Source organism: Pseudomonas fluorescens Q2-87 (assembly GCF_000281895.1).
In the GTDB taxonomy this organism is placed as follows: Bacteria; Pseudomonadota; Gammaproteobacteria; order Pseudomonadales; family Pseudomonadaceae; genus Aquipseudomonas; species Aquipseudomonas fluorescens_S.
This window is the reverse complement of sequence record NZ_CM001558.1, coordinates 1,047,778-1,066,719: the sequence shown is the minus strand read 5'-3', so window position 1 is coordinate 1,066,719 and position 18,942 is coordinate 1,047,778. Positions and strand designations below refer to the sequence as shown.

Genomic DNA, 18,942 nt, shown 5'->3' with positions numbered 1-18,942 from the left:
ACCAGAACCATGCGCACCCGAACGTTGAAAAATCTGTTGGCACCGTCCCTGCTGACCCTGGCGATGTTCGCCGGGGCCACCCAGGCCGCCGCCCCGCTGCGCCCGCCACAGGGTTACTTCGCCCCGATCGAGAAGGTCAAGGTGGGCGAACCTGCCCAAGGCTGCGATGCGGTTCCGGCGCCCTACACCGGCTCGCTGCAATTTCGCAGCAAGTACGAGGGCTCCGACAAGGCTCGCGCCACGCTGAACGTGCAATCGGAAAAAGCCTTCCGTGACAGCACCGCCGACATCACCAAGATCGAGCGCGGCGTCAGCAAGCAGGTGATGCAATTCATGCGTGACGGTCGCCCCGAACAATTGCAATGCACCCTGAACTGGCTGACCACTTGGGCCCAGGCCGATGCGTTGATGTCCAAGGACTTCAACCACACCGGCAAGTCCATGCGCAAATGGGCCCTGGGCAGCATGGCTTCGGCTTATGTGCGCCTGAAGTTTTCAGACTCCCACCCATTGGCCAATTACCCGCAACAAACCCAACTGATCGAGGGTTGGTTCAGCCGTATGGCCGATCAGGTGGTCAGTGACTGGGACAACCTGCCGCTGGACAAGACCAACAACCACTCCTACTGGGCCGCCTGGTCGGTGATGGCCACTTCCGTGGCAACCAACCGCCGCGACCTGTTCGACTGGGCCGTCAAGGAATACAAGGTCGGCGTCAACCAGGTCGATGCCGACGGCTTCCTGCCCAACGAACTCAAGCGCAAGCAACGGGCCCTGTCCTACCACAACTATGCCCTGCCGCCGCTGGCGATGATCGCCAGTTTTGCCCAGGTCAACGGCGTGGACCTGCGCCAGGAAAACAACGGTGCCCTCAAGCGCCTGGGTGATCGGGTGCTGGCCGGGGTGAAAGACCCGGACATCTTCGAAAAGAAGAACGGCGACGAACAGGACATGAAGGATTTGAAGATCGACTCCAAATTCGCCTGGCTCGAGCCGTTCTGCAGCCTCTACACCTGCCCCGAGGATGTGTTGGAACGCAAGCATGAAATGCAGCCGTTCAAGACCTTCCGCCTCGGCGGCGACTTGACCCGGGTGTACGACCCATCGCGGGAAAAAGGTGAGAAAGGAAGCTGACACCCTTATCCCTGCTCGGCAGGGAACCCTTGTGGGAGCGGGCTTGCTCGCGAATTCGGTCTGACATTCAACAATGATGTCGACTGATACACCGCCTTCGCGAGCAAGCCCGCTCCCACAGGGGCAGTATCAGAAATGAACTGTGTTACGCCCCCCGGTTTTCACGGGGGGGTTTGGGGGGGCTCTGGCCCTTGACTGTTGATTCAACATGGAGAGATCGGGATGGTATTTTCATCCAATGTGTTCCTGTTTCTGTTCTTGCCGATCTTTCTCGGCTTGTACTACTTGAGCGGGCAACGCTATCGCAACCTGCTGCTGCTGATCGCCAGCTACGTGTTCTACGCCTGGTGGCGGGTGGACTTCCTGGCGCTGTTCGCCGGCGTAACGCTGTGGAACTACTGGATCGGCCTGAAGGTGGGTGCCGCCGGCGTGCGCACCAAACCGGCCCAACGCTGGCTGTTGCTCGGCGTGGCAGTGGACCTGAGCATCCTGGGCTACTTCAAGTACGCGAACTTCGGCGTCGACAGCCTCAACGCGATCATGACCAGTTTCGGCCTGGAGCCGTTCATCCTGACCCATGTGTTGTTGCCGATCGGGATCTCGTTCTACATCTTCGAATCCATCAGCTACATCATCGACGTCTATCGCGGTGACACCCCGGCGACCCGCAACCTGATCGACTTCGCAGCGTTCGTGGCCATTTTCCCGCACCTGATCGCCGGCCCCGTGTTGCGTTTCCGCGACCTGGCCGACCAGTTCAACAACCGCACCCACACCCTGGACAAGTTCTCCGAAGGCTGCACCCGTTTCATGCAGGGCTTCATCAAGAAAGTGTTCATCGCCGATACCCTGGCGGTGGTGGCCGACCATTGCTTCGCCCTGCAGAACCCGACCACGGGCGATGCCTGGCTCGGCGCCCTGGCCTACACCGCACAGCTGTACTTCGACTTCTCCGGCTACAGCGACATGGCCATCGGCCTGGGCTTGATGATGGGTTTCCGCTTCATGGAAAACTTCAAGCAGCCCTACATCAGCCAGTCGATCACCGAGTTCTGGCGGCGCTGGCACATCAGCCTCTCCACCTGGCTGCGCGATTATCTCTACATCACCCTGGGCGGTAACCGCAAAGGCACGCTGATGACCTATCGCAACCTGTTCCTGACCATGCTGCTCGGAGGTCTGTGGCACGGCGCGAACATCACCTACGTAATCTGGGGCGCTTGGCACGGCATCTGGCTGGCCATCGAAAAAGCCGTCGGCATCAACACCACGCCGCGCAGCATCAACCCGATCCGCTGGGCGTTGACCTTCCTGCTGGTGGTGATGGGCTGGGTGATTTTCCGCTCCGAGAACCTGCACGTGGCCGGTCGCATGTACGGTGCCATGTTCAGCTTCGGCGACTGGTCGCTGTCGGAACTGACCCGCGCCAATCTCACCGGCCTGCAGATCGCCACGCTGGTGGTGGCCTACATCACCCTCGCCTTCTTCGGCCTGCGGGACTTCTACACCAATCGTCCGCCGGTCAAGACCAAGCCTGAGGTCAATACCGAGGCCAACGGCCCGGCCACCGCACAACCGGGGTTGATCAAAGCCGTACCGGGCGATAACCCGGCCACGATCCACGAACCGGGCTACACCGTGGGTGTCGAAGCCCAGGTGCAACCGGCCTACTGGACTGTGGATTGGTCGCGCTACGTGATGCGCGCCCTCGTACTGCTGCTGTTCATCGCTTCGATTCTCAAACTTTCGGCGCAAAGCTTCTCGCCGTTCCTTTACTTCCAGTTCTGAGGGATCTGACCATGACCCGCTCATTACGCATCTTTTACATCGCACTGTTCATGCTGATCCTGACAGCACTGGGCCTGTGGTCGATGCGCAGTTTCTTCGGCTTCAGCACCAACCCCGACGCGACCGTACTCAACGGACGCTGGGCCAAGGCCGTGGAAACTCATTACGACGACGAGTTCCCGATCAAGCGCCTGGGCACCAACATCTGGGCTGCGCTGGACTACAAGCTGTTCAATGAAGGCCGCAAAGGCGTGGTCCTGGGCCGCGACCAATGGCTGTACAGCGACGAAGAGTTCAACCCGATCGTCAACGAAGAGCTGAACCTGCAAGGCAACTACGCCCTGGTCGAAGGCGTGCGCCAAAAGCTCAAGGAACAAGGCATCACCCTGGTGATGGCGATCGTGCCTGCCAAGGCGCGCCTGTATCCAGAGCATTTGGGCGAAGTGAAGCCATCCAGCATCCACGCCAACCTGTACCAGGATTTCCATGCCCGCGTGGCGGCTGACAAGATCCTTGCCCCCGACTTGCTAGGCCCGTTGCAACAGGCCAAGCAAAGCGGCCAGCAAGTGTTCCTGCGCACCGACACCCACTGGACCCCGGAAGGCGCGCAAGTGGCCGCCGAGAACCTGGCCAAGGCCATCGCAGAAAAAACGCCACTCAACGGTGAGCCACAGCGCTTCGTCACCGAACCTGCGGAAAAAATCACCCACAAGGGCGACCTGCGCCAGTTCCTGCCGCTGGACCCGTTGTTTGAAAACCTGATGCCTGCCCAGGAACCACTGGTCAAGCGCAACACCCGTGAAGCCGATGACCAGCCGGCCGGCGACGACGCACTGTTCGCCGACGCCCAGGTGCCTGTGGCCCTGATCGGTACCAGCTACAGCGCCAACCCGAACTGGAACTTCGTCGGCGCACTCAAGCAGGCCCTGCACAGCGACGTGGTGAACTACGCCGAAGACGGCCATGGCCCGATTCTGCCGATGCTCAGCTACCTCAAGAGCGATGCCTTCAAGAACAGCCCGCCACAAGTGGTGATCTGGGAATTCCCCGAGCGCTACCTGCCCGTGAACAACGATATCGGCGATGCGGACCCGCAGTGGGTCGCAGAGCTCAAACAAGCCGGCGTAAATCAACAGAACGTCGCCGCTAACACTCAATCCGAGACGCCCGACCGGGCGCAAAACTGAAAGAGAGGTCCACCATGACTTTCAACACTACTCCTCGCCGTCTCGCCGCTCGCTCCTTCAAGGCTGTTGCCCTGGTCGCCAGCATGAGCGCCCTCTCGCTGTCCGCCTTCGCCGGTGACTCGGCCCTGTACGGCCCGGTCGCGCCAAAAGGCTCGAGCTTCGTGCGCATCTACAACGCCAGCAACGCCGAAGTCAGCGCCACCGTCGGCAGCACCAACCTCAACGACGTGGCTCCCCTGGCCAGCAGCGACTTCAGCTTCATGCCTGGCGGTGACTACAGCGCCAAGGTCGGCAGCCAGACCGTCCCGGTAAAACTGGCCCCCGATCACTATTACACCCTGGTCAACAACGCCAGCGGCCAGCCTCAACTGATCGAAGAGCCGCCGTTCAAGAACAAGCAGAAGTCCCTGGTCCGCGTACAGAACCTCACCGACAAGGCACTGACGCTCAAGACCGCCGACGGCAAGACCGAAGTGGTACCGAACGTGGCGGCCAAGGGCCGTGGCGAGCGTGAAATCAACCCGGTGAAAGTGAGCCTGGCGCTGTTCGAAGGCGACAAGAAAGTTGGCGACCTCAAGCCTGTCGCGCTTGAGCGCGGTGAAGCAGCGGTGCTGTACGTCACTGGCTCCGGAAGCAGCTTGTCGCCGGTCTGGGTAAAGCGTCCAGTGTCAACCCGCTGACAGATTCACTCGACTGACGCATTACCCCTGTGGGAGCGGGTTTGCTCGCGAATACGGTCTCACATTCAACATTGATGTTGGCTGAACCACCGCTTTCGCGAGCAAGCCCGCTCCCACCCTGAATCGGGGTGTCAGTCGGGTACGAAACAACAACAAGAGAGTGAAACGACAGAACGCAGTAGCTCTAAAACCATTTCGCTTCAAAGGAGTAACACACATGATTCCGGTGATCTTGTCAGGTGGTAGCGGCTCACGTCTTTGGCCGCTTTCGCGCAAGCAGTTCCCTAAACAGTTCCTGGCCCTGACCGGTGAACACACCCTGTTCCAGCAGACTCTCGAGCGCCTGGTGTTCGAAGGCATGGACACCCCGATCGTGGTCTGCAACAAAGACCACCGTTTCATCGTCAACGAGCAGTTGGCCAATCGCAAGCTCGAAGTCCAGCGCGTCCTGATGGAACCGTTCGGGCGCAACACCGCACCGGCCGTGGCGCTGACGGCGATGATGCTGGTCAACGAAGGCCGCGATGAGCTGATGCTGGTGCTGCCGGCCGACCACGTGATCGACGATCAGAAAGCCCTGCAGCGCGCACTGGCCCTGGCCACCGTGGCTGCCGAGCGCGGCGAAATGGTGCTGTTCGGCGTACCGGCGACCAAACCGGAAACCGGCTACGGCTACATCAAGTCGACCAACGACGCGCTGCTGCCCGAAGGCGTGAGCCGCGTCTCGCACTTCGTCGAAAAACCCGACGTCAAGCGCGCCACCGAGTTCGTCGAGGCCGGCGGCTATTTCTGGAACAGCGGCATGTTCCTGTTCCGTGCCAGCCGTTTCCTCGAAGAGCTGAAAAAGCACGACCCGGACATCTACGACACCTGCCTGCTGACCCTGGAGCGCAGTGAGCAAACGGCCGACACCATCACCTTCGACGAAGCCACTTTCGCTTGCTGCCCGGACAACTCCATCGACTACGCCGTGATGGAAAAAACCCAGCGCGCCTGCGTGGTGCCGCTGTCCGCCGGCTGGAGCGATGTCGGTTGCTGGGCGTCGCTGTGGGAAGTCAATGAAAAGGACGCCAACGGCAACGTCACCAAGGGCGACGTGGTGGTCCAGGACAGCCGCAACTGCATGATCCATGGCAACGGCAAGCTGGTATCGGTGATCGGCCTGGAAAACATCGTGGTCGTCGAAACCAAGGACGCCATGATGATCGCCCACAAGGACAAGGTCCAAGGCGTCAAGCAGATGGTCAACACCCTCAACGCCCAGGGCCGTACCGAGACCCAGAACCACTGCGAAGTCTATCGTCCGTGGGGCTCGTATGACTCGGTGGACATGGGTGGCCGCTTCCAGGTCAAGCACATCTCGGTCAAGCCAGGCGCGTGCCTGTCGCTGCAGATGCACCACCACCGTGCCGAGCACTGGATCGTGGTCAGCGGCACCGCTGAAGTGACCTGCGACGAGAACGTGTTCCTACTCTGCGAGAACCAGTCGACCTACATCCCGATCGCCTCGGTCCACCGTCTGCGCAACCCAGGCAAGATCCCGCTGGAAATCATCGAAGTCCAGTCGGGCAGCTACCTGGGCGAAGACGACATCGAACGCTTCGAAGACATCTACGGTCGCTCCACCCCGGTCGAACGCGGCGTATCGGTGAAAACCATCGCGCAGTAAGACCAGCCAAACAAGAAGCCCTCGCCCAGCCGACTGCGTCCCCTATCCGCAGCCGGTTGGCCGGGGGCTTTTTTATGGAGCCTTTGCCGCCGGCCCATCATCGCTTCAACATTGCCCGTTCCCTTCGGTAGGATGTGACGATGCTATCGGAGGCTTCAACCATGCTTATCGGCGTTTTGCTGGTCATCACCTGGCTCATCCTGTTGCTGCGCTATCCGGCCAAGGCACTGCCGGTGTCCCTGGCGGCGTTCGTCGGGCTGGGACTGGTAGCCGCTTGGGTGCTCTGGCAGGAGAACCGTGAAAACCGGCAGCTGGATCGCCTGGAGCTGCGCATCACCTATGCCCCCGAACACTGCCCCGCCGACCGACCGCTGTCGCTGAATCTCAACAACGGCAACGACGTGCCGCTGACTGAATTGCGCTGGCGAATCGCAGCCTATGCGCCCGGCGACACCATCAACCTGGCCGACAACCCCTACGATGCTCCGCGCTACCGTGGCCCCGGCGCGTTGCAGGCTGGCGCCAACTGGCAAGACTGCCTGCCCCTGCCGCCGCTGCGTCCCGGCTATCGCCCGCAGACACTGGAGTTTCGCGCCGAGCGATTGCACGGTACTTTCTCCAACTGATTTTCCTCTCCTGACTTTTTGCATAAGGAATGCGCCATGCCCGTTGCGTTGATTACCGGATGTTCCAGCGGCATCGGCCGCGCCCTGGCCGATGCCTTCAAGGCCGCCGGCTACCAAGTCTGGGCGACGGCACGCAAGGCTGAAGACGTGGCGCAGCTCAGCGCCGCCGGTTTCAACGCTGAGCAACTGGACGTCAACGATGGCCCGGCCCTGGAGCAGTTGAGCGAGCGGATCAACCAACAGCACGGTGGCCTCGATGTGTTGATCAACAACGCCGGTTACGGTGCCATGGGGCCGCTGCTGGACGGCGGCGTACCGGCGATGCAGCGTCAGTTTGAAACCAATGTGTTCGCGGTCGTCGGGGTGACCCGCGCGCTGTTCCCGGTGTTGCGCCGGGCCAAGGGACTGGTGGTGAATATCGGCAGCGTTTCCGGTGTGCTGGTCACGCCGTTCGCCGGCGCCTACTGCGCTTCCAAGGCAGCGGTGCATGCCCTGAGCGATGCGCTGCGCATGGAACTGGCACCGTTCGGCATCCGCGTCATGGAAGTCCAGCCCGGCGCCATTGCCTCCAGTTTCGCCAAGAATGCCGGCCATGAAGCAGAACAGCTGATCAGCGAGCAATCGCCCTGGTGGCCCCTGCGCGACGGCATTCGCGCCCGGGCCAAGGCGTCCCAGGACAACCCGACCCCGGCCAGCGAATTTGCCGCCGGGTTGCTCAAAGCCGCGCAACAACCCAGGCCGCCGCGCCTGCTGCGCCTGGGCAATGGCAGCCGGGCATTGCCGTTGATGGCTGGCTTGCTGCCCAAGGGGTTGCTGGAGAAAGGGTTGATGAAGCGATTTGGGCTGGGTGGGTCGCTTTAGGGACGGCTTCGCCGCCCAGCGGGAGCAAGCTCCCTCGCCACGGGAATTGGCCACTAATTGAAATCTCGCAGCCACCCGAAATCCATGTGGGAGCGAGCTTGCTCGCGAAAGCGGTGTGTCAGCTTGCAGCAATGTCGAGTGTCCCGACGCCTTCGCGGGCCGCTCCCACAGGGGTTTGATGGTATGAGCGCTAACCCCGCGGCTCGACCACCACCGTACAGGTCATCCCCGCCGCCAGCAGCACACCTTCCGGCACTTCATCCAGATGAATGCGCACCGGCACCCGCTGGGCCAGGCGCACCCAGTTGAAGGTTGGGTTGACGTCGGCGACCAGCTCTCGGCTCTGGGGGTTGTCGCGGTCGTAGATGCCGCGGGAGATGCTTTCCACATGGCCCTTGAGTAACTCACCGCTCATCAATTGCAACTGCGCCGCATCCCCGATCCGCACCTTGGGTAATTTGGTTTCTTCGAAGTAGCCGTAGACCCAGAACGAATGCATGTCGACCACCGCCATTTTCGCTTCGCCGATGCGGGCATAGTCACCCTGGTGCACGTTGAGGTTGGTGACGTAGCCATCCACCGCAGCGCGCACTTCGGTGCGTGCGAGGTTCAGTTCGGCCGCCTCCAATTGCGCCTGGGCCTGCTGGTAATCGGCCAGGGCCGAGTCGGCGATGTTGCTCGCGTCGTCGCGGTTTTCCCGGGAGATCACCAGGCTGTCCAGGTCTGCGCGACGGTGGGCATTGGCCTTGCGCATTTCCCAAGTAGCCTTGCGCGACGCCACCAGGGAGCGCGCCTGTTTGACCGCGATGCGGTAGTGCTCCGGGTCGATGCGCATCAGCAAGTCGCCCTTCTTCACTGTCTGGTTATCCCGCACCGGCACCTCGACCACTTCGCCGCTGACATCCGCGGCGACGTTGATGATGTCGGCCCGCACCCGGCCATCGCGGGTCCAGGGCGTGTTCATGTAGTGCACCCACAACGTACGGCCGATCCACAGCGCCAGGGCCAGCACCAACAGCGTCGCCAGGAGGCTGAAAAACTTTTTCATCGCATCGTTCTCAACGGTAGACCGTCAGCGCGAGGGCGCCGAACAGACAGGTAAACAAGCTCAGGCGCAGCAACGCCGGGTGCCAGAAAAAGCGGTACAGGTCCAGCCCCGAGAGAAAGCGGTCGAGGGCCCAGGCCAGGGCCGCCGCGATGAAAAACATCAGGGTCATGGTGGGCATGTACACGCCATGGAAGGCGAATTCACGGGGCATGTTCAGGTTCCTGGAGCAGCGGCCTGGCATAGGCCGCCATGGGTGATTGCGGGTCGAGCAGCGAGGTGCGGATGAAATGCAGGTAACTTTTCACCCGGCGCAGGGCCGAAGTGTCGAAATGGGGGGCGAAGGGCTCGTCGGTGGCCTGTACGCGGCTGATGGCGTGATCCACCGCCACCAGCGCACGCTCCAGATTGCTCTGGCCCGGCTGGCGGAACAGCCGCACCAGCGCGCGCCCCATCACCCGGATCGCCTGGCGCCATGGCTGGCTTTCGGCATAAGCCGGATGCACCGGCAGAATCGCCTGTTCCTTGCGCAACTCGATAATCGCGTGGCCGACTTCCAGCACCACGAACATCCAGCGCAAGAGATCGCGCTGCACCCGGGGTTGGCCCGCCGCCAGCCCGTAGGCCTGGTGCAGCAAGTCACGGGTGCGGCTTTCAAAACCCGAAGCGAGGCCCTTGAGCCCGCCGCTGATGGCGAACACCACTTGCTCGCGCAGATCCTGCTCCAGACGGTGCCACATCCAGCGGCTGTTGGGCGGCAGGATGATTGCCCCGGCAGCGGCGCACACCAGCATGCCGAGGATCATCGCGATGTAGTCGTTGATGAAGGCGTAGGGGTTGTAGACCGTCAGGTTGTCCGGCACGGAACCTGTGCAGAAAAAGATCAGCAACCCCAGCCCGACCCCGGCATATTGCGCGCGCGAACTGAGGAATGACCCCAGCATGATGACCGGCGCGAGCATCACGCAGAGCAACGGGAAACCGTCGATCAGCGGAAAGATGAAGAACATCTCGACGAAGCCGATCAACGCCCCGAACAGCGTGCCGCAAGCCATCTGGAAGGCCATGCGCTTAGGGTTCGGCGTGGCGGCCGACAAGCCCACGGTGGCGGCGGCGATCATCGTCATGGTTGCGCCGCTCGGCCAGGCCGTAGCGACCCAATAGCTGCCCAGGACCAGCAAAATAAAGGCAGCCCGAACCCCCGATGCGGTCGCCGCCAGCCAATTGGTCTGTGGTACGAACGGTTCGTCCCAGCGCTCGCGTTCGTGGCGATGGTCGGCCAGGGAGGCGTGAGTCAGGGCGTAGCCATGCAGGTCGTCGACGAAGCGATAGAGCAACTCGTAGGCGGTGTGGAAATCCAGTTGCTGGTCATCGCTCGGTGCGGTTTCCTGGAACAGCGCCCGCAGCCTTCGCACCTGGGCCGGCAAATCGGCCTTGTAGTCGGCCAGCGCCGCCGCCAGGCGCGCCGCATCGGCATCGGTCAGGGCTCGCGCGCTGAAACCGTCGAGCAATTCAGCCAGGGTTTGCAGGCCCGGCTTGATGGCGTTCACTACGTGGTCCGCCGCGCTGCTGCGCAAGCGCTCGAGCAACTGGTGCAAGGCGTTGAAGCGGGTAGTAATACCCATGAATTCGCTGTTCAAGCGGCTGAGTCGGCCGTTGCGTTGACGCATGTGCGGGTCTTCGAACACCGTCACGCTGCGCAGGCTCTCCAGGCCGACGGCTTCGGCGATGAAACGCACATTGCCGGCCTCGAAGGCCTCCCGCTTGCTGCGTCCACGCAGACCGTCAGTGACGAACAGGGCAAACACCCCGAAGCGCTGGTACAAGGCATTGCGCATGGCAGCGCTGGCGGTTTGCGGCAGGATCGCGGCGCTGACCAACGTGGCGCAGAGAATCCCCAGGGAAATCTCCAGCACCCGCCAGACCGCCGCCATGAACGCTCCTTCCGGATGGGCCAGGGCCGGCAGGCCGATCATCGCGGCGGTATAGCCCGCCAGCACGAAGCCATAGGCGCGAAAGTTGCGATAGCGCGCCGCCCCCGCCGAACAAATGCCGACCCAGATCGCCAGGCAGCCAAGAAACAGCTCGGTGTTCTGGGCGAACAAGGCGATCAACGCCACCATCACCGCCGAGCCGGCCAGGGTACCGAGCAAGCGATAGAAACTCTTGGCGAAGACTTGGCCACTTTGGGGCTGCATCACGATGAACACGGTGATCATGGCCGTGCGCGGTTGCGGCAACTCCAGGCGCATCGCCAGCCACAGCGTCAGGAACGCGGCAAACAGGACCTTGAACATGTAGACCCAGGTCACCCCATCGCTGCGCGCCCATTCGAAAAAGCCACGGCGCCATTCAAGGCGATACAACCAGCGTGCGGGGGCGAGTAAAGACGTCATGAAGGAACTACTCAGCATTGTGGCTCAGGTCAGCACTGTCGCTACCTGCCTCCAGCCCACCGCCCAGCGCGGTCACCAGGTCGGCATGGGCCGTCAGGCGCGCCGCTTCCACTTGCTGTTGCACTTGTTGCTGCTTGAATAAGAGACTTTGGGCGTTGAGCACGTTGAGGTAGTCAGTCAGCCCACGCTGGAACGCCACCAGCGCGATGTCATAGGTGCGCTGCGCGGCGGCCACCGATTCGGCGGCGAAGGCTTGTTGCTTGTCCAGGGACTCGCGACGGATCAACTGATCGGAAAGGCCCTTGAGCGCGTTTACCAGCGTCTGGTTGTAGTGCGCCACGGCGACGTCATAACCGGCCGCCGCCTCCCCCAATTGTGAGCGCAGGCGCCCGCCATCGAAGATCGGCAGCGAGATGGCCGGCCCGACGCTATAGGTGAGTTTCTTGCCGGTCAAAAACTCCAGCGCCCCACCGCCGGTGGCCATGTAACCCAAGCTCCCCACCAGATCGACGTTGGGATAGAAGCCGGCGCGGGCCACATCGATGCCGCGGGCCTGGGCCGCCACCTGCCAACGCCCGGCAACCACGTCCGGACGCTGGCCGAGCAGTTCGGCGGGCAAGGCCGACGGCAACTTCAAGGGCGCACCGAGGGCCAGCGTTGGACGCTGCAAGCGCGCGCCCTCCCCCGGGCCCTTGCCTGCCAGCGCGGCCAATTGATTGCGACTCAAGGCAATGGCTTCGTCGAGGGCGTCGAGTTGCCGATGGGTTTCGGGCAGCGGCGCCTGGGCCTGGCTGACTTCGAAATGGGTACCGATGCCACCGTCCAGGCGTTTTTGGGCCAGATCGAGGATCTGTTCCTGCTGGCGAAGCGTCGCGACGACAATATCGCGCTGGGCGTAGTGCAGCGAAAACTGGATGTAGGCGCGCACGATGTTGTTCTGCAATTCCAGTTGCGCCTGCCGCGCCTCGGCAACGCTGACGTGAGCCAGGTCGACGGCCCGTTCGCTGGCGTTGCGCTCACGGCCCCATAGATCCAGGGCATAGCTCAAGCCCAGGCCTGCGTTATTGTCCCAGGTGGTGGTGTCGGCCAGCTCGCCAGGCCCATAGAACTGATCGGTGGGCCAGTTGTGGCGCTTGAGGGCCGACTCGGCGTTGACCTGCAGCGACTCGGCGGCCTCGGCGATACCCGCCAGTGCCCGGGCCTGACGCACTCGGGCCGCAGCCATGGCCAGGCTTGGACTGTCCTGCACGGCCAGGTCGATCCAGCGATCCAGTTGTCGGTCGCCATAGGCTTGCCACCACTGGCGAGTGGGCCAATGGGCGTCGCGGGCGGCTTCGCGAATGGCGGCATCGGTGGCCAACTGATTGGCCGACATCGCCTCGCCTTGCGGGGCGATCCCGCCTGTGCCGAGGCAACCGCTGATGGTTAATGTCAAAACCCAAACACTGAGAGTCTTCAGCTCTCTGCTGATGCAACGCGGCACTTGCGCAAAATTCCTAGGAGAGAAAACGAACATCCTGTGGGAGCGGGCTTGCTCGCGAAGACGAACTAACATTCAACATCGTCGTGGCCAGGTCCATCGCCTTCGCGAGCAAGCCCGCTCCCACAAGTTCTGCGCCAGACATCAGAACGAACCTGCGTCACAGTGGCGGCAATTCTAGGCATCGCCCCCAACGGCGATAAGCCGACCTTTCTGCGAATCTTTGTTACCGTAAACGCGATAATCCATTAGTCGGGGTCCCGCAGCTCTGTAACTTCATGTCACAATTTGCCACCTCCCAAGAGAGCCCTTCATGGACACCTTGCAAAACATGCGCGCGTTCAGCTGCGTTGCCGAAGCCGGCAGCTTCACCGCCGCCGCCGTGCAACTGGACACCACGACCGCCAATGTCTCGCGTGCGGTTTCCAACCTGGAAGCCCATCTGCAAACGCGCCTGCTCAACCGCACGACCCGCCGCATTGCTTTGACCGAGGCCGGTAAACGCTACTTGCTGCGCTGCGAGCAGATCCTGGCGTATGTCGAGGAAGCCGAAGCCGAGGCCAGCGATGCCCATGCCCGCCCCGCCGGGCAGTTGAAAGTCCATACGATGACCGGCATTGGCCAGCATTTCGTGATCGACGCCATCGCCCGCTACCGCAAGACCCACCCGGATGTGACCTTCGACCTGACCCTGGCCAACCGCGTACCGGACATCCTGGATGAGGGCTACGACGTCTCCATCGTGCTTGCCAGCGAGTTGCCAGACTCGGGCTTCGTCTCCCAGCGCCTGGGCATCACCTACAGCATCGTCTGCGCTTCACCTGCCTACGTGAAAGCCAGCGGCTGCCCGCAAAAGCCCAGCGACCTGCTCAACCACGCCTGCCTGCGCCTGGTCAGCCCGGTCATTCCGCTGGAAAAATGGGTGTTCGACGGCCCGGAAGGCCAGGAGATGGTCACTATCAACAGCTCACCGTTCTTGGTGAACTCTGCCGATGCGATGAAAACCGCGATCACCAGCGGCATGGGCGTGGGGGTATTGCCGGTGTACGCCGCCATCGAAGGCTTGCGCAACGGCACGCTGGTGCGGGTCATGCCCAACTACCGCTCCCAGGAACTCAACCTCTATGCCATCTACCCTTCGCGCCAATACCTGGATGCGAAGATCAAGACCTGGGTCGAGTACCTGCGAGGCTCATTGCCGGAGATCCTGGCGGCGCACCAGGCCGAGCTGACGGCCTATGAACTGAGTGGAAGCCTGGCGGGGGCACGGGCAGCGAACTGAAGCCGCCGCCGTGCTCGGGGAATGAGTGTCAGCGCTTGCCCATCGAGCGGCGTGTGCCGGGAGGCGCGGCGCCTGGGGTCTTGGTATGGCCGTTCTTTGCGCCGTTCTTGTACCACGGTTGCTGCGCGGCGCCTTTGGCCGAGGCCAGCTCGCCGGGCTTGAACGGGAACTTGAACGCAGGTATTGCCGCGTTGCCGCTCTCGGTGCTGGAAGCGTCACTGTCGGGCAGGTCGGCCTGTTCGCCGCCCGGGAGCTCGTCCGCAGGCGAAGGTATCGGGGAATTCATGTAAAGCTCCGGGGTAATGCGTGCAAGTCGGTCCGCAGGGCGAGCCGTGAAAGGCGCCAGTATACCTGCCCGTTATCGCAGTGCGCGGGCAGATTGATGCGCAACAACGATTCATCCGACCATCAACCGAGACGAAACTGACAAGCCTGACAGTTAGCCGTCACCTTCCTGACCGGCTCGCAACGCTATATAAGAAAGCTATAAATCCTGAGTCCCGAACCGGCCCTTCATATCCATGCGCATCCAGAAGAAAACTGTCCTGCTCGTCGCACTGCTGGTCGCCCTGGCGGCCCTCGTCCTCTGGTTTGTCATGAAGCCGGTCACCGCCAAGCCCGGCGCTCCCGCCGCCGTTCCGGTACGGGTCGTCAGCGTGGTGCAAAAGGATGTGCCGCGCTTCGCCAGCGGGATTGGCACGGTGCTGTCGCTGCACAGCGTGGTGATCCGCCCACAAATCGACGGCATCCTCACCAAACTGTTGATCAAGGAAGGGCAACTGGTCAAAAAGGGTGATTTGCTGGCGACCATCGACGACCGCTCGATCCGCGCCAGCCTCGACCAGGCCCGAGCCCAGCTCGGCGAGAGCCAGGCACAACTGGCGGTGGCCCAAGTCAATCTCAAGCGCTACAAACTACTGAGTGTCGACGACGGCGTGTCGAAGCAGACCTACGACCAGCAACAGGCATTGGTCAACCAACTCAAGGCCACCGTCCAAGGCAATCAGGCAGCCATCGACTCGGCACAGGTGCAGTTGTCCTACACCCAGATCCGCTCTCCGGTGACCGGTCGCGTTGGTATTCGCAATGTGGACGAAGGCAATTTCCTGCGCACCAGCGATGCCGAAGGCCTCTTCAGTGTGACCCAGATCGACCCGATCGCCGTGGAATTCTCCCTGCCCCAGCAAATGTTGCCTACGTTGCAGCGATTGATCGCCGCCCCCGAGCAAGCCTTGGTCAAGGCCTATATCGGCGCCGAGGGCGCCACCGGGGAAGCGCTTGCCGAAGGGCGCCTGAGCCTGATCGACAACCAGATCAACGCCAACACCGGCACCCTGCGGGCCAAGGCGGAATTCGACAACGCCGCGCAACGGCTATGGCCCGGGCAGTTGGTGACACTCAAGATCCAGACCGCCCTCGACAAGGACGCGCTGGTGGTGCCTCCGACCGTCGTCCAGCGTGGCCTGGAGCAAGCCTTCGTGTACCGGGTCAAGGGCGACAAGGTCGAAAGCGTCCCGGTGACGATTGTTTACCAGGACAGCGACATCCACATCGTCAAAGGGGTGAATGCCGGCGACCAGTTGGTAAGCGACGGCCAGTCACGGCTCAAGCCGGGTACCAGCATCCAGGTGCTCAGTGACCCGCCAGCCCTGGCCAAGACCTCGGAGCCGCAACCATGAAGGGCCGCGGTTCGATTTCGGCGTGGTGCATCGATCACCCCATCGCCACGGTTCTGCTGACCTTCGCCCTGGTCCTGCTGGGATCGATCGCGTTTCCTCGCCTGCCCGTGGCGCCGTTGCCGGAAGCTGAATTCCCGACTATCCAGGTCAATGCCCAATTACCCGGCGCCAGCCCCGAAACCATGGCGTCGTCGGTGGCGACACCGCTGGAAGTGCAATTCAGCGCCATTCCCGGCATCACCCAGATGACTTCCAGCAGTGCGTTGGGCTCGACCAACCTGATCCTGCAATTCAGCCTCGACAAAAGCATCGACACCGCCGCCCAGGAAGTGCAGGCGGCGATCAATACCGCCGCCGGCAAACTGCCCAGCGATATGCCGAACCTGCCGACCTGGCGCAAGGTCAACCCAGCCGACAGCCCCGTGCTGATCCTCAGCATCAGCTCGACCCTGATGCCCGGCACGGAGCTGAGCGACTACGTCGAGACCTTGCTCTCTCGCCAGATCAGCCAGATCGACGGCGTAGGCCAGATCTACATTACCGGCCAGCAGCGTCCGGCGATCCGCGTCCAGGCCTCCGCTGACCGGCTCGCCGCCATCGGCCTGACGCTGGCCGACATCCGCGTGGCGCTGCAGCAAGCCAGCCTCAACCTGGCCAAGGGCGCGCTGTACGGCGAGTCAAGTGTTTCCACCTTGTCCACCAACGACCAGTTGTTCCAGCCTGAGGAATACGGCGACCTGATCGTGTCGTACAGGAACGGGGCGCCGGTCCAGCTCAGGGACATCGCCAAGGTCGTCAACGGCTCGGAAAACGCCTACGTCCAGGCCTGGTCCGACAACGAACCAGGGGTCAACCTGGTGATCTTCCGCCAACCGGGGGCGAACATCGTCGAAACCGTCGACCGTGTCCAGGCGGCCTTGCCCACCTTGCAAGCCATGTTGCCTGCCGCCGTGCAGGTCAAGGTGCTGATCGACCGCACCCAGACCATCCGCGCCTCGTTGCACGAGGTGGAAATCACCTTGCTGATTGCCGTGATGCTGGTGGTAGCGGTGATGGCGCTGTTCCTGCGCCAGCTCTCTGCGACCCTGATTGTCTCGGCGGTACTGGGGGTGTCGCTGACCGCCAGTTTCGCGCTGATGTACGTGATGGGCTTCAGCCTCAACAACCTGACCCTGGTGGCGATCGTCATCTCGGTGGGGTTCGTGGTGGACGATGCGATTGTGGTGGTGGAGAACATTCACCGGCACCTGGAGGCCGGCGACGGCATGCGTGAAGCGGCGATCAAGGGGGCCGGCGAGATCGGCTTCACCGTCGTCTCCATCAGTTTCTCCCTGGTGGCAGCGTTCATTCCGCTGCTGTTCATGGGCGGCGTGGTGGGTCGCCTGTTCAAGGAATTTGCCCTGACCGCCACCTCGACCATTCTGATTTCAGTGGTGGTGTCCCTCACGCTGGCACCGACCCTGGCCGCGTTGTTCATGCGCGCCCCGGTGCATCACACCCACGGCAAGGCAGGGTTTGGCGAACGCCTGCTCGGCTGGTATGAGCGCGGCCTGCGCCGGGCACTGGCCCATCAGAAGTTGATGATCGGCGTGTTCGGCCTGACCCTGGCGCTGGCGGTGGTGGGCTACGTGTTCATTCCCAAGGGTTTTTTCCCGGTACAGGACACCGGCCTGGTGCTGGGTACCAGCGAAGCGGCGGCGGATGTGTCGTTCCCGGACATGGTGGCCAAGCACAAGGCCCTGGCCGAGATCGTCGCCGCCGACCCGGCGGTGCAGACCTTTTCCCACTCCGTGGGTGTTTCGGGCAACAACCAGACCATCGCCAACGGCCGTTTCTGGATCGCCCTCAAGCCCCGGGGCGAACGTGACGTATCGGCCAGCGGCTTCATCGACCGGATCCGCCCGAAACTGCTGAAGATCCCCGGCGTGGTGCTGTACCTGCGCGCCGGGCAGGACATCAACCTCAGTTCCGGCCCCAGCCGCGCCCAGTATCAATACGTGCTCAAGAGCAACGACGGGCCGAGCCTCAACGCCTGGACGCAGAAACTCACCGACAAGTTGCGGGGCAATCCGGCGTTCCGTGATATTTCCAACGACTTGCAACTGGGCGGCAGCGTCACCCACATCAACATCGACCGCAGCGCGGCGGCACGCTTCGGCCTCACCGCCACCGATGTCGACCAGGCCCTTTATGACGCCTTTGGCCAGCGGCAGATCAATGAATTCCAGACCGAGACCAACCAGTACAACGTGATCCTGGAACTCGACACCGCGCAACGGGGCAAGGCGCAAAGCCTGGCGTATTTCTACCTGCGCTCGCCCCTGAGCGGGGAAATGGTGCCGCTCTCGGCCCTGGCCCGATTCGATGCCCCGAGCAACGGCCCGCTGTCCATCGCCCACGATGGCATGTTCCCGGCTGCGAACCTGTCGTTCAACCTGGCGCCCGGCGTGGCCCTGGGCGATGCGGTGCGCATCCTCGACCAGGCGAAGAACGAGATCGGCATGCCGGCCGCCATCACCGGTAACTTCCAGGGCGCGGCCCAGGCATTCCAGAGTTCTCTTGCCAGCCAGCCGTGGCTGATCCTCGCCGCGCTGGTGGCGGTGTACATCATCCTCGGTGTGCTCTACGAGAGTTTCGTGCATCCATTGACGATCATTTCCACCTTGCCTTCGGCCGGTCTTGGCGCCTTGATCATGCTGTGGTTGCTGGGCCAGGATTTTTCGATCATGGCGCTGATCGGGCTGGTCCTGCTGATCGGCATCGTCAAGAAGAACGGCATCCTGATGATCGACTTCGCCCTCGACGCCCAGCGCAACGGTGCAATGGCGCCCCAGGAGGCAATTTTCCAGGCCTGCCTGACCAGGTTCCGCCCGATCATGATGACTACCCTGGCCGCCCTGCTCGGTGCCCTGCCGCTGATGCTCGGCTATGGCCCTGGCGCGGAGCTGCGCCAGCCGTTGGGCATCGCGGTGGTCGGCGGCCTGCTGGTGAGCCAGGCGCTGACGCTGTTCACCACACCGGTCATATACTTGTGGCTGGAGCGCCTGTTTCATCGGCCCGCCCATTCGCCCGGATCCGCGCCGACCATGGCACAGACGACCACAGACTGAGGCGG

Annotated in this window: 15 protein-coding genes; 10 read left to right on the top strand and 5 right to left on the bottom strand. The window is 62.6% G+C overall.

Annotation, left to right across the window (positions count from 1 at the left end; all coding sequences use genetic code 11):
• The first annotated feature begins 9 nt into the window (after positions 1 to 9).
• From PFLQ2_RS22825 to PFLQ2_RS22855, 7 genes are all read left to right on the top strand, one after another.
• Positions 10 to 1,134: a mannuronate-specific alginate lyase gene (locus PFLQ2_RS22825; protein ID WP_033046402.1), complete on the top strand. Its 1,125-nt coding sequence runs from the start codon at positions 10 to 12 to the stop codon at positions 1,132 to 1,134.
• Between the two features lie 222 nt (positions 1,135 to 1,356).
• Entirely contained in the window at positions 1,357 to 2,922 is a 1,566-nt protein-coding gene (locus PFLQ2_RS22830; RefSeq protein ID WP_003178274.1) for an MBOAT family O-acyltransferase, read from the top strand.
• Between the two features lie 11 nt (positions 2,923 to 2,933).
• Positions 2,934 to 4,109, top strand: a complete 1,176-nt coding sequence (locus tag PFLQ2_RS22835) for an alginate O-acetyltransferase (RefSeq protein ID WP_003178272.1) — start codon at positions 2,934 to 2,936, stop codon at positions 4,107 to 4,109.
• Positions 4,110 to 4,123: 14 nt separating this feature from the next.
• Positions 4,124 to 4,789 carry an alginate O-acetyltransferase AlgF gene (locus tag PFLQ2_RS22840; protein WP_003178270.1) on the top strand — a complete coding sequence of 222 codons (666 nt, stop codon included), beginning with the start codon at positions 4,124 to 4,126 and terminating at the stop codon, positions 4,787 to 4,789.
• Between the two features lie 217 nt (positions 4,790 to 5,006).
• On the top strand, positions 5,007 to 6,458 hold the full coding sequence (locus PFLQ2_RS22845) for a mannose-1-phosphate guanylyltransferase/mannose-6-phosphate isomerase (RefSeq protein ID WP_033045920.1): 1,452 nt from the start codon (positions 5,007 to 5,009) through the stop codon (positions 6,456 to 6,458).
• Between the two features lie 161 nt (positions 6,459 to 6,619).
• Complete coding sequence (locus PFLQ2_RS22850) at positions 6,620 to 7,084, top strand: hypothetical protein (protein WP_003178267.1); 465 nt, start codon at positions 6,620 to 6,622, stop codon at positions 7,082 to 7,084.
• Between the two features lie 36 nt (positions 7,085 to 7,120).
• On the top strand, positions 7,121 to 7,945 hold the full coding sequence (locus tag PFLQ2_RS22855; protein ID WP_003178265.1) for an SDR family oxidoreductase: 825 nt from the start codon (positions 7,121 to 7,123) through the stop codon (positions 7,943 to 7,945).
• Positions 7,946 to 8,135: 190 nt separating this feature from the next.
• Here the strand turns inward: PFLQ2_RS22855 and PFLQ2_RS22860 are convergent, their stop codons facing one another.
• From PFLQ2_RS22860 to PFLQ2_RS22875, 4 genes are read right to left on the bottom strand one after another with little or no spacing between them, the layout of a single operon-like run.
• The gene (locus PFLQ2_RS22860) at positions 8,136 to 8,993 is read right to left on the bottom strand and encodes an efflux RND transporter periplasmic adaptor subunit (protein WP_003178263.1); all 858 of its coding nucleotides are present in this window, start codon (positions 8,991 to 8,993) and stop codon (positions 8,136 to 8,138) included.
• Positions 8,994 to 9,003: 10 nt separating this feature from the next.
• Entirely contained in the window at positions 9,004 to 9,204 is a 201-nt protein-coding gene (locus tag PFLQ2_RS22865; RefSeq protein ID WP_003178261.1) for a DUF1656 domain-containing protein, read from the bottom strand.
• Complete coding sequence (locus PFLQ2_RS22870; protein WP_003178258.1) at positions 9,194 to 11,386, bottom strand: FUSC family protein; 2,193 nt, start codon at positions 11,384 to 11,386, stop codon at positions 9,194 to 9,196. Before PFLQ2_RS22870 ends, PFLQ2_RS22865 begins: the two co-directional genes overlap by 11 nt.
• Positions 11,387 to 11,393: 7 nt before the next feature.
• Entirely contained in the window at positions 11,394 to 12,869 is a 1,476-nt protein-coding gene (locus PFLQ2_RS22875) for an efflux transporter outer membrane subunit (RefSeq protein WP_003178256.1), read from the bottom strand.
• 310 nt (positions 12,870 to 13,179) lie between these two features.
• Here PFLQ2_RS22875 and PFLQ2_RS22880 point away from each other — a divergent pair, with 310 nt between their 5' ends.
• Positions 13,180 to 14,148, top strand: coding sequence for a LysR family transcriptional regulator (locus tag PFLQ2_RS22880; RefSeq protein ID WP_003178254.1), 969 nt, complete (start codon positions 13,180 to 13,182; stop codon positions 14,146 to 14,148).
• Positions 14,149 to 14,176: 28 nt separating this feature from the next.
• Here the strand turns inward: PFLQ2_RS22880 and PFLQ2_RS22885 are convergent, their stop codons facing one another.
• On the bottom strand, positions 14,177 to 14,434 hold the full coding sequence (locus PFLQ2_RS22885; protein WP_003178251.1) for a hypothetical protein: 258 nt from the start codon (positions 14,432 to 14,434) through the stop codon (positions 14,177 to 14,179).
• A 235-nt stretch (positions 14,435 to 14,669) separates the two neighbouring features.
• Between PFLQ2_RS22885 and PFLQ2_RS22890 the strand changes: the two genes are divergently transcribed.
• A complete protein-coding gene (locus tag PFLQ2_RS22890; RefSeq protein ID WP_003178249.1) occupies positions 14,670 to 15,827 on the top strand; it encodes an efflux RND transporter periplasmic adaptor subunit in 1,158 nt (385 codons plus the stop codon).
• Positions 15,824 to 18,937, top strand: coding sequence for a multidrug efflux RND transporter permease subunit (locus PFLQ2_RS22895; RefSeq protein ID WP_003178248.1), 3,114 nt, complete (start codon positions 15,824 to 15,826; stop codon positions 18,935 to 18,937). Before PFLQ2_RS22890 ends, PFLQ2_RS22895 begins: the two co-directional genes overlap by 4 nt.
• Positions 18,938 to 18,942 lie beyond the last annotated feature (5 nt).